Raw genomic sequence first — 12,386 nt, 5'->3', positions numbered from 1 at the left:
CTTATACTTCAACCATTTCCTTTAATGATTTCGATCCTGCTGTGAAAAAGACAAGTGCAAACAGAATTAAGATCCCTAACTTTGGAAGTATATCTATGACGCCGCTATTTCTCAATGCCACATCATTAAGTGCAGACAATGCCCAATTTTGTGGAGTAAAATAAGCTATTTTCTTAAATACTGCTGGAAGAAATTCAAGTGGCATAGTTGTCCCACTAATAATACATGTTGGGGTTACTACTAAATTAACAATACCAACAGCCTGAGATTGATTTTTAGAATACCTTGATATTAATAATCCAATACTTAAAACAACCACTATAAAAATAGTAAATATCAAAAATACTGCAAACATCGATTTTCCCCAATATATATGGAAAATATATTTTGTTACTGTTACCATAAGTCCTATTTGAATCCAGCATAGGAATAACATAGATAAAAGCACAGAGCCTATTATACTACCATTTTTATTTGGCGTGGATAAACTTCTTCTCAGGGTTTTGTTATTTCTAAGTTCAACCATTTCTATGACAATGTATATCATTGAGAACATAAGAAAATTAATTATAAGACTTGTAGATAATGAACCTGATAAAGTGCGCGTTCCATCCTTTTTAACCTCTTCTAGCTCCGCTTTTACCGGGTTATTACTTAAAGAAGCATCTATTTTCCTTGAAATTTCACCATAGCTTGTATTTATCACAATATCATTCTGTTTTATAACGGATATAACTTTATTTGAAAGAAGTCTTTGAGTTACAAAATTATTTACCTTTTTAGAAATAATAATATCCATATTACTATCTGACAATTTCATTATGTCTAATTTCTTTAAATTACCACTTTCTAAATTTTCCGTGAAGATTTCAGGTATAACCAAAGTTACTCCTGTCTTATTCTGTTTTATTCTTATTTGCGCCTCTGCAAGGTCTGATTCTTTAATTTTAAAATTTTTATCTGTTTTTAATTCCTCTATAAGTTTATTGCCTAAGCTTCCCTTGTCTTTATTAACTATTGTAATATCAACAGTCTCATTAAATGAATCTTTAGAATCTCTTGTAAAGTATACAATTGCACCTACTACTAAAACCGGTATTAAAATCATTGAAAATATGGGTGTTTTCTGTTTTAACATTCTTTTTAAATGTAAAAATGCCATATGAATAACCTGCATTCTTGTCGCCTCCTTAATCATAACAATAAATTCACTTAAATTTTTTTACTATATCTGAACCTTTTCTCCCTTGTTTAATGTTTTAAATAGATTATTCCCTTCTTTTTTTCTCATGAAAAATGCACCAAAAGCTATTCCTAAAATTCCAACACCTAAGAGTACTATAATATTTACCGTTAGCTCTTTTATGCTTCCTCCAAGCACTACTTTATTATAGCTATCCTGAATCCAGTAATTCGGAGTGATTTTAGCAATTTTCCTCATGATTTCCCCAGTATATTCAAGTGGATAAAAACTTCCACCAAGCATAGCAAATACCATAATTACTGCTGTAAAGCTTGCATTTAAATTTTTCTGGCTTTTATATAGGTTCATTATGAAAGCGCTAATACCTGTTATAGCAAAGGCGTGTAGAATACTAATTAAAATCAGCTTCACATAACTGTCCCCAACGCTTATTCCAATGACCTTGCAAATGCCCATGTATAATGTAATATCCACTAGAGTTATAAAAAATACAAAACATATTTTAGCTACATACAAATTTTTCATACTTAAAGTAGTAGATCTTAATCTTGCAAATGTGCCATCTTCTTTTTCCCTTACCATATTTTGTCCTCCTATTACTGATAGATAAAGACTAATGAATGCTAACATTGAGATTGTAAAAATTTGTTTTCCACTAAGCTTTTTATCTTTAGTTATATTAACTGTATTTATAAATTTTTCACTATTTAAAGTGATTGTCTGAGTTATAACTGCTTCTTTCAACATGTCTATAGAAGTTTTATCATTAACACTCCCGTCTATTGCAGAAAATATATTTACATTATTATTAAGTACTTGCACATAAGAATTTACTATATCAAAAATAATCTGTGATTCAACACCAGAGGAGGAGGCCTTTAAAACCTTTATATTAACAGTTTCACCTTTTTCAACCTTTTCTGAAAAACCCTTTGGTATCACTATGGCAGTCTTAAGCTTTCCTTTTTGAAGATTAGCTTTTACTTCATCTATATCAGGTGTCTGGCTAAGTTCTACAAATTTTTTCATATCATCATTTGTAAGAATATCCTTTAAAGGAGCTGTGTATGAGCTTTTGTCCATATCTATTAAGGCTACATTTACTATAGGAATATGCCTATCTGGATTAAGTTGTTTTTCATACATCATACCGTAAAGAACTCCTAATAAAAGAGGCATAATCAAATATATAAGTACATAGAATTTTATATTTCCTAAAAATACCTTGATGTCTTTTATAAATATCCTAAATATTTTCACTTATCCCACCTCCACATTTTTTAGTCTCTTAAGTTCTTTCCAGTTAAACTTAAAAATACAGTTTCTAAGTTTGGTGAATCAACACTTATATTATTTATTCTTACGGATGAAGACATAAGGATTATAATAATATCCTGAAGATTCCTCTGCGAATTTTCAACAGTGAAAATTAGCAACGGATCACTATATTTTATTCTCTTAACCCCCTCTATCCTCTTCAATTTTAATATGATTTCTTCTTTAAAATTCTCTACAATAATTTCTAATTTCTCTTCATTTGTTACCATTCTCTTAATTTCATCTTTAGTACCACTAGCAACAACCCTGCCTTCATCTATTATTGCAATCCTATTACACAAACTCTCTACTTCTTCCATGTAATGACTTGTATATATAACAGTTGTCCCATATTCACTATTTAAGTTTTTAGTAAACTCCAGTATATGATTTCTTGATTGGGGGTCAATCCCCACTGTTGGTTCATCCATAATGATAATATCTGGATGGTGCATTATTGCCGCTGCAATATTAAGACGTCTTTTCATACCTCCCGAATATTTTTTTACTTTGTCCTTTGATCTTTCAGTAAGTCCTGTAGCTTCAAGAACCTCCTTAATTCTATTTTTAAGCGTGCTTCCCTTTAATCCATACATGCTACCCCAAAATACAAGATTGTCATATGCATTTAAATTCTCATATAGTGCCACTTCCTGAGGTATAAATCCTATGTGTCTTTTAGCTTCTACAGGTTTTTTATTTATGCAATTATCAAAAATTTTTATATCACCTCTATCGGCTTTTAATAATCCACAAATCATTGAAATAAGAGTGGATTTTCCAGCACCATTAGGTCCAACCAATCCAAACAATTCCCCTTTTTCTATATTAAGATTTATACTATCAACAGCTAATTTATCCTCATATCTTTTTGTTACATTGTTTATCTCAATTATTGACAAATTCAACACTCCTTTAAATAATTTGCTTATAATTATATTATATAAATTTCCAGTATCTATAGCAATTGAGTTAAGTAATGACTATAAAAAATTGACCATTACTTAAGTCATGTTCTTAAGTAATGGTCATAAAATTAAAAATCCACTAAAGAATTCTTAAGTGCGAAAATTGCTATTTGAGTTCTATCTCTTAATTCAAGCTTTGAGAGTATTTCTGTAATGTGATTTTTTACTGTTCCCTCTGTAACAAAAAGATTGCTAGCAATTTCTTTGTTTGTAAGCCCTGTTCCTATCCCAATTATAAATTCTACTTGTCTTAACGTTAGCTTATATTTATCCATAATATTACTTAGTGTATTTTTGGAATTGGACTTAGTATTATTTATAATTTTGGCTGCTACCTCAGGGTGCATAACTACATTGCCTCTATACACACTTTTAATGCCATCCATAATAATATCATAGGATGTATCTTTTAGAAGATAGCCACTTGCACCATGCTTCATAGCATCATATATATACTCATCATCTTTAAATGTAGTTAGTATTAGAATTTTTATATCCTTAAACTCACTTTTTATAAGTTTAGTACCCATAACTCCATCGCACAAAGGCATTCTTATATCCATTAGGACTACATCTACTTTTTCATTTCTACATAATTTTAGAGCTTCTTCTCCATTACCACATAACCCCACTACATTTATTTCTAAATTAGAGCTTAAAATAATCTTTAATCCTTCTCTTATAAGTACTTCATCATCTGCAATTGCTATATTAATCTTTTCCAAATTCCTGCCCCCTGTTATTCTATAAAGCTTTCAATTTTTGGTATGGACATACTAATTTCAAAGCCTTTATCACCATGAACATTAACTTCTCCCCCAAGACTTTTAACTCTCTGTTCTATACCCTTTAATCCAAAACCACTTTTAATTTTAAGACAGCCTTTTCCGTCATCTTTTATATGTAAATATAACCTATCTTCTAAAAACTGAAGTGATATAATCACACTAGATGCATTACCATGATTAAGTGAATTATTAAGTGCTTCCTGAACTATTCTATATAAAGTGAAGCTCTGATCTCCATTCAATGTCCATTTTTCATTAGAAACAATAAAACTTACCTTAACTCCACTAAGTTTTTCAAAATTAGAAGTAAGTTCTTGAAGGGCAAAAACCCCTTGATAACTGTCAAAATCTGTTGGTTTAAGCTCTTTTACTGCCCTTCTAACATTTTCAATTCCATTTTTAGTGAAATGGATTAAATTACTCACCATTTTTTCACCTTCATTTTGGTCATTTTTCATTACATAAGGAATTGCTTGAAGCTGAATAAGCAGTGTAGATAAGGTATGACCAACAGAATCATGGATTTCTCTCGATATTCTATTTCTTTCTCTCAAAATAGTTAGTTCTTCCACAGTATTTGAATACTGCTGTAATTTTTCGTAGGTCTCTTTTAAATTTTCCTCTGATATTCGTAGCTTATCATATAAGTGCTGTGCTTCACTTTTCCTCTCGCTTTCTTCTGCAATATATCTTCCCAAGACTCCAAATATAACTACAATTACCGTATTAAAAATCACATTAACTAAAATATAATTCTGCATCTTACCATAAACTGGTTTACTACTTTGGAATACTACCGCTGCATATAAAAATGAAATAACTACGTATGCATATGCTTTAGGAAGCATCAAAGCAGCATCCAAAACTGAAATGAAATAATATATAAAAATAAACCCACCAAAACTATAATAGATTATAGAAATTAATACTAAATCTATAAAAAGAGAAATTATCACTGCATATTTTCTCTTATATAAAAAATACATTCTTATCTGAGTATTCAATATATATGTCAGCATACAAATAATGAATTTAGTCATAATATTCATAGAATATTCACTGGTCATAACAACTGAAAGCGCCACTAGAAAATATACTATATATTTAATTAATTCTAAAAACGGATAATTATTTTTCTTCAATTTACCACATCCAGTATATATATATTAATTTTAAAATTATTCACAATAAAATATTGAAGCTCTTATAATTTTAGATTCTCCCTGACTGCTACTATAAACCTTAAGTTCTAAATTATTTTCTTTCTCTGTTGTGGTTACTAATGCTAAATCACCTTTGTTAAGATTTATTTTTTCCTTTGTTTCTGTAGCTATTTCTACATCACCTTTCACTATATAAAATGCTTCTGTGATTTGATGAAATTTTTCAACATCATTGATATTATTGTGTAACAATATATCTTTAAACTCCCCTTTATTAACTGAAATTGATTCTAATCTCCCCGTGTAGCCTTGTGCCATCATTAAATTAAAATCTACAACTTTACCAAAACTTGTTGTTTTCCACTCTCCACTAAAGCTATCCTGCTCGAATGCTTTTAACACCGCATTATGATGACCTTCATGGCCAAGAAGTAGTTTCCCTTCAATAATCATAATAATCCTTGATATTCCGGGTAAAGATGTAAATGTAGATTGTTCTACTCCAACCTTTGCAGAACTCAGCCTCCATTTAAAATTACGATTACCATATAGTGAATCATTAGGATAAATATAAAGCTCTGTTGTTGTACCACCAGACCATTCACTTGTTTTATGTTGATTTTTTCTAATTATTTCAATATTGTAAGACATTTATAATTCCCCCCTATTACTTATCATATTTACATTCTATTTTTATATGTATTTTCCTTTTATTTCGAAAGTAGAAGTCATAATTTTTAGTTTGTACTTTAATCTGGGACTTAATTAAAAATATTTAGGATTAACAATTTCTAAATCTGAACTTGATATCGTGTAAACTATCCGATATTATTATATCTTAAGTGATATAATAATAAAGTAAAACAACAGTTAAAGTTATTTGCAGTATGTTTGATATTTCAAAGCCAACTTTATACAAATCAATAGAGGAAATAAGTAAAACTAATAATTTATAAATACTTTGGAGAGATTAAACCTAATAATTCTAATAATATATTCATATCAGTTAATTCAGGATTGTATTTTATCATTCATTAATATAAATTCCAAAATAATATTTATTTGGTAAGGAGTTAAAAATGAAAAAATTGAGGTTATTGAATTTTATACCGTTATTGATGGCAGTACCATCAATAACTATTGGAGGGATAGCAATGTACACCACTAAAGTACCAATTGCTATTTTTGTTCAAAACATTTTTTATTTAGTATTAGCTGGAATAATTTCATACTTTATACTATTAAAAAAATCTAAAGTTAAAAATAATGCAAGCACTAATACCACTACTATTATAGTTGCAGTTATTCTTTTATTTCTAACTTTTATTAGTTCAGGAATAGAAGGCGTTCATAGATGGGTATCTGTTGGGCCAATTAAGTTTTACGTTGCAGTTATTGTCCTACCTATTATAATTATAAATCTATGGGAATTGTTACAAATAAGAGATTGGTGGTTTTCAGCTGCTATTACAATAGTTATATCAGTTTTGCTTGCTTTACAACCTGATGCTTCTATGCTAACTGCATTTGCTATTCCAATGATAATGTTGTTATGGAATAAGATTAATAACAATATTTTTCGTTCTTGTATTGTAGTGTTACTTTCTGCGTTGATTATTATTTCATGGGTGTTTTTAGATGGATTACAACCTGTATCTTATGTTGAAAATATAGTTAGTTTGGTAGCGAGTATGGGAATAATATGGCTTAGTTTAGGGGTTATTTCTCTTGTAATATTGCCATTGCCATTTATATTTTTTTCACCAAAAAAATATAAATTGTTATCACTAAGCATTGGTATGTATTTTATAATTATTTTAATTTCTACTCTATTTGGAAATTTTCCAGTTCCATTGATGGGATACGGAGTTTCCCCGATAATAGGATATTTTATATCTATAACTTGGTTCGCAAAATCCAAAATTAATTCATAATATTCTTAACGTTCGGCCCCCCTTTTGGAGTATCAAAATCAAGAAATTTGCGAGTATAATCCTAGTTATGGTAACCAAATGTACTTTTATTTAGTTTATACTCCTAGTCTATATATGCTTTAATTTATATTTTAACGACATTTCAGAAAGAAAGTCTCCTACTTCTATAAGTGGGGTTTACATTCCCTAACATAGAAAACTTCAGTGGGAGTATAAATCTCCTTCTGAAGTCGTTAATATGCAGCTCCGCAGGAGATGATTTAATCCAGAAATTTTATATTCATAGTATATTCAAACAAATTCTTGATATAAAAAATTGCAAATAAAAAACACCATATGGCGTTTTTTATTTGCAACAATCTTTATTAATAATAAAAATAATAGGAATTAAGTATATATTCAGCATTATATCTAACACTTAATTTTTTCAAATAAAGCTTAACCTTTTCTTTATGTTCCATATCTAAAAGGATTTTTTTAAAATGAGTTAGTTCTTTATCCGAAGCAGCATTTTTAACATATCCCCAAACATGCTCTGCAGTACTTACAAAACTTCCATTCTCTACATCAAAATTTATTATTTCATCCGTATACTCATAGAATTCCTCAATACTGCAATTCTCTTTTATCAATTTACTACACTCTTTATAATATTTATAATTTCTTTCCATTAATACATATTTATATTTAGCCCACTGTTTTTCTATAATTCCAGCCTTTGATTTCTTATCCCTGTTGTTAATTATAATATTGCATTTTATAGCCGAAATATCTTTGTCTTTTACCTCTAGCATAATATCAATATTAAATTCTTTAACTTCATCATAGTATTCTAGAAAGGTTTTAACTATTATCGTATTTGAATGAGCCCCTATCTGTTTATGCAAATTTTGCTGACTATAGTGGGCTTTTATATTACCATCTTTTTTCTGCCATGTTTTAGCTACCTTCCTCATTATTTCTTTTATAGGCACCTCTATTTCATGATTACACTGATGGTGAAGGTTATCAAATATTACTGGTATATTAATTTCCTTACTTACTAAAAGTACATCATCAATATTAAATATTTTTCCATCATTTTCAATTACGAGCCTATCCTTTACCGAAGATGATAATCTTTTAAAATTTTCAATAAACCTATTCATAGCAGCACTTTTATCACCATAACCGCCACCAATATGAAGTATTATCTTATTGCTTGAATCCACACCTAATGAATCAAGGAATCTAGCATGGTATTCCAAATCTTTAATTGCTTTTGCTACAATCTCTTCTTTTTCTGCATTGAGTACTGTGTACTGACCTGGATGCATAGACACTCTCATGCCACATTCTTTTATATACTCGCCTATTTCATTTAATTCGTTTTGAAAATGTTTATGCCATGGAATTTCATTAATACTGTGACTTCCTAATGGAACTATATCTGAACTTATTCTAAATAACTTTATGTTATACTTCTCATTATTCTCTAATATTCCTCTTAGATCTATTAAGTTTTGCTCTAATATTTCTAAAAACATTTCTTCCGAAAAGTTTTTGAGCGTTAATCTTCTATTTGTTCTTGCATTTGTTGTAAGTGGTATGCATGCATATCCGATTTTCATATTTACCTCCTATTTTTTCCTCCCATGAGTGTATCCAACAACCTCAAATTCCTTTGAAAGTCCTTTAACAAATTCATTATAATAAGGACATGTTGCTCTAATGCATGTTGATAAATGTATACTGCTTACACCCTGTTTTTTTAATTCCTCTGAGGAATTAAGCATTTCTTTTAATGAATCTGCGTTACATCCGCTACATGGTATTTGCATTACCATGTCTAAACTAGCATCATAATCATTGAATGAGGCTGTCTTATTGTTAAATGCCTTTATACAACCAGAACCTGAGCATTTACTAGAAACTTTAAAACATCTTAATACAGCAATCTTTTTCATATTTATAACCACCTTAATAATTTATATACTATATTATATCTAAATACAAAAGTATAAGATGTGATTTATATAACATATTTAATTAATGTTTTATAACAAAATTGCCTTCCTTATTTAAAACCCCTACTTATTACATGTTTAAACCAACCTTATGCCTTCTTAGAGGTACAAAACCAAGTTAAAGGCATAATTGCATCCTAATGCTTTCGGCTATCCATATAGCCATATTTATCATTATTTTCAATATACGCTAACCCTTTCCGATACTTCAATTTAAAATACATCAATTAAATCTCCAGCATTATTTTTCAGCTTATCTACGGAGTGAATGTACCTATTAGTAGTAGCTAGATTTTTATGTGCAGCAAAATCCCTAACTTTCTCTACTGTAGCCCCTGCTAAAATTGCTAGTGTAATAGCTGTATGCCTGGTAGAATGAACTCGTAAATCTTTATCTATACCTGCATTTTTGCATACTCTTTTTATCATGTAATTTAAAGTGCTTGCATCTAATTTTTCTTTATTATTCCCATTAGTTGAATGTCCAATAAATAAATACTCCTCGCCACTAGATAACTTATTTCTTTTAGTCAACCTAATATATTCATTTATCATAGTAAGAACGTTCCCTTGAATTTTTACTATATCCTCTTTACCGCCTTTTCTTATTACTTTTACTACATCATAACCTGTATGCGTTGTAATATGCTTTATCTTAATATTTATAATCTCAGATTTTCTTAAAGCAGTTGTTAAAGCAAGTACTAATATAGTTTTATTTCTATGTCCTAATATAGTGGATGTATCTATACTATTTAATAAGACTTTACACTCTTCTTTTGTTAAAAACTCAGTTTCCTTATTATTTATCACTGGTTTTTCTTCTTTTAAATTTCCAAAAGGATTATATTTAATTATATGAATGCCTGTAGAATTATCTTGATATTTTAATAACCACTTATAGAGAGCACTCAATGATGATATTTTCCTGTTTATAGTAGCAGAGGACATATTTTTATTCATTAAATTCATTATAAAATTTTGCGAATGTAGTATAGATACCTTTTTAATATCTTCTATAGTGATGTCATAAATAGAACTTACGCAAAAAAAATCTTTTATATCTCGTTCATAGCTTTTAGCAGTATATTTACTTTTTCTAGACTTGATTTCAAGAAAATACCATATAAAATTTTTGTTATCTAAAGTCAAATCTGAATTATAGTTGAATTGTGTAATATTGTTTATCATATGTATTCCCCTTTAATATTTTTTAAATTTCTATACATTTTAAAAAGCTGCAAACAGTAAGTTAGCAGCTTTTTAAAATATACAGGCTATAATTATTCTTCTAAATCATTAATTAAGTTTACTATTTCTTCTAAAGCTAATTTTTCATCATCACCATTAGCTATAACGTTTACAGTTGTATTAGGACCGACTCCTAGAGATAAAATGCCTATTAAACTCTTAATATTAGCTTTTTTGCCCATATATTCTATACCTATATCTGATTTAAAAGACGCGGCTTTTCTTACTAATAATGTAGCTGGTCTAGCATGCAATCCTTTAGAATTACTAACGAGAACTTCCTTTGTTACCAATTAACTTCACCTCGATACTTTATTTATTATTGCATGCGTTAATAGATAATATAAAATATCTTATCTATTAACGCATGCTATTATAATATCATTAAAAATCATGTAAATCAATTTTAAATATTTTCAACAAACCTCGCTATTCTATCAAGTCCAATTTTTATATTTTCCATAGAAGTAGCATAAGACAATCTTATAAAATTATCTACTCCAAATGCTATACCTGGTATAACAGCAACTTTTTCTTTTTCAAGTAAAATATCTGAAAAAGCAATCGAATCTTTTATAACTTTTCCGTCGATTGATTTATTTAAAACATCCCCTATATTCACCATAACATAAAAAGCGCCTTCAGGTTTTATGCAAGATAAATTATTAATGCTATTAATTTTTTCCACCATATAATCTCTTCTTAGCTTAAATTGTCCAATCATTTTAGCTATATCATCTTGATTTCCATTTAAAGCTTCAACTGACGCATATTGCGCAATTGAATTGGGATTTGATGTAGTATGACTTTGAATATTAGACATTAACGATACTATTTCCGTGCTACCAGCAGCATATCCTATTCTCCATCCTGTCATAGCGTAAGCCTTAGAAAGGCCGTTGATTACGATAGTTCTTCTGTAAGCATCCTCTGAAAGACTTGCTATACTAATATGGTCATTACTACCATACAACAATTTTTCATAAATTTCATCCGATATTATGATTAAGTTATTTATTTTTGCAAAATCAGCAATTTCCATAAGTTCTTCCTTTGAATATACGGTACCTGTAGGATTATTGGGACTATTTAATATTATTGCTTTAGATTTAGGCGTTAATGCTCTATTAAGGCTCGCTATTGTTAATTTAAATTCATTAATTTCTTCTGTTTCTATATAGATAGGTTCTCCATCTGCTAATTTAACCAATTCTGGATAACTTACCCAATATGGAACTCCAATTAAAACTTCATCTCCTGGATTTAAAATAGCTTGAAATACATTAGCTAAGCATTGTTTTGCTCCAGCTGAAACTATAATTTGAGCTGGTGTGTAAGTTAAGTTGTTTTCTCTCTTTAACTTTCCAATTATTGCCTGTTTTAGTTCAATAATACCTGAAGCCGCTGTATATCTTGTCCTGCCTTCTTTAATTGCTTTTATAGCTGCTTCTTGAATGTTTTTGGGTGTATCAAAATCAGGTTCACCAGCACCAAATCCTATGACATCTATGCCCTCAGCCTTCATTTTTTTAGCCTTTGCAGTTATATCTAGTGTTAAAGATGTTGTTATTTGCTTTGCTTTTTTAGATAATACCATTTTTCTTACCCCCAATACTTATATTAATTTAATTCTTATGATACTAATATATCACTTTTTTTTTGTGATGTAAATGAAGCAACCTGATTCCACATTACATACTTTTCCAAATAATATGTAATATGAAATAAAAAACCCTCTTAGGGTTTAGAAATATT

Annotated in this window: 12 protein-coding genes; 1 reads left to right on the top strand and 11 read right to left on the bottom strand. The window is 29.1% G+C overall.

Going from position 1 to position 12,386, the window contains the following annotated elements; translation table 11 throughout:
- Position 1: 1 nt before the first annotated feature.
- The 6 genes from ACWJKE_RS02290 to ACWJKE_RS02265 form a co-directional block, all read right to left on the bottom strand.
- The gene (locus ACWJKE_RS02290; protein ID WP_220319509.1) at positions 2-1,177 is read right to left on the bottom strand and encodes an ABC transporter permease; all 1,176 of its coding nucleotides are present in this window, start codon (positions 1,175-1,177) and stop codon (positions 2-4) included.
- A gap of 48 nt (positions 1,178-1,225) precedes the next feature.
- Positions 1,226-2,464, bottom strand: a complete 1,239-nt coding sequence (locus ACWJKE_RS02285; protein ID WP_220285883.1) for an ABC transporter permease — start codon at positions 2,462-2,464, stop codon at positions 1,226-1,228.
- Between the two features lie 20 nt (positions 2,465-2,484).
- A complete protein-coding gene (locus ACWJKE_RS02280; RefSeq protein WP_216303064.1) occupies positions 2,485-3,423 on the bottom strand; it encodes an ABC transporter ATP-binding protein in 939 nt (312 codons plus the stop codon).
- 134 nt (positions 3,424-3,557) lie between these two features.
- Complete coding sequence (locus ACWJKE_RS02275) at positions 3,558-4,214, bottom strand: response regulator transcription factor (RefSeq protein ID WP_216303065.1); 657 nt, start codon at positions 4,212-4,214, stop codon at positions 3,558-3,560.
- Between the two features lie 14 nt (positions 4,215-4,228).
- On the bottom strand, positions 4,229-5,419 hold the full coding sequence (locus ACWJKE_RS02270) for a sensor histidine kinase (RefSeq protein WP_220319507.1): 1,191 nt from the start codon (positions 5,417-5,419) through the stop codon (positions 4,229-4,231).
- A gap of 36 nt (positions 5,420-5,455) precedes the next feature.
- Positions 5,456-6,091: a HutD/Ves family protein gene (locus ACWJKE_RS02265; RefSeq protein WP_220319506.1), complete on the bottom strand. Its 636-nt coding sequence runs from the start codon at positions 6,089-6,091 to the stop codon at positions 5,456-5,458.
- 428 nt (positions 6,092-6,519) lie between these two features.
- On the opposite strand from ACWJKE_RS02265, the gene ACWJKE_RS02260 reads away from it, so the two are divergent.
- A complete protein-coding gene (locus tag ACWJKE_RS02260) occupies positions 6,520-7,374 on the top strand; it encodes a cell division protein (protein WP_220319505.1) in 855 nt (284 codons plus the stop codon).
- A 365-nt stretch (positions 7,375-7,739) separates the two neighbouring features.
- On the opposite strand, the gene uvsE is transcribed toward ACWJKE_RS02260, so the two are convergent.
- From uvsE to ACWJKE_RS02235, 5 genes are all read right to left on the bottom strand, one after another.
- Positions 7,740-8,984, bottom strand: coding sequence for a UV DNA damage repair endonuclease UvsE (gene uvsE, locus ACWJKE_RS02255; RefSeq protein ID WP_220319504.1), 1,245 nt, complete (start codon positions 8,982-8,984; stop codon positions 7,740-7,742).
- Between the two features lie 9 nt (positions 8,985-8,993).
- Positions 8,994-9,320 carry a CGGC domain-containing protein gene (locus ACWJKE_RS02250; protein ID WP_165412195.1) on the bottom strand — a complete coding sequence of 109 codons (327 nt, stop codon included), beginning with the start codon at positions 9,318-9,320 and terminating at the stop codon, positions 8,994-8,996.
- A gap of 273 nt (positions 9,321-9,593) precedes the next feature.
- The gene (locus ACWJKE_RS02245) at positions 9,594-10,571 is read right to left on the bottom strand and encodes a tyrosine-type recombinase/integrase (protein WP_220285886.1); all 978 of its coding nucleotides are present in this window, start codon (positions 10,569-10,571) and stop codon (positions 9,594-9,596) included.
- Positions 10,572-10,663: 92 nt separating this feature from the next.
- Positions 10,664-10,924 carry an HPr family phosphocarrier protein gene (locus ACWJKE_RS02240; protein WP_165412193.1) on the bottom strand — a complete coding sequence of 87 codons (261 nt, stop codon included), beginning with the start codon at positions 10,922-10,924 and terminating at the stop codon, positions 10,664-10,666.
- 113 nt (positions 10,925-11,037) lie between these two features.
- Positions 11,038-12,228: a pyridoxal phosphate-dependent aminotransferase gene (locus tag ACWJKE_RS02235; RefSeq protein WP_216303071.1), complete on the bottom strand. Its 1,191-nt coding sequence runs from the start codon at positions 12,226-12,228 to the stop codon at positions 11,038-11,040.
- Positions 12,229-12,386 lie beyond the last annotated feature (158 nt).

It is taken from the genome of Clostridium sp. CM036 (assembly GCF_055081135.1).
This window is presented reverse-complemented; position numbering and strand designations above follow the sequence as displayed.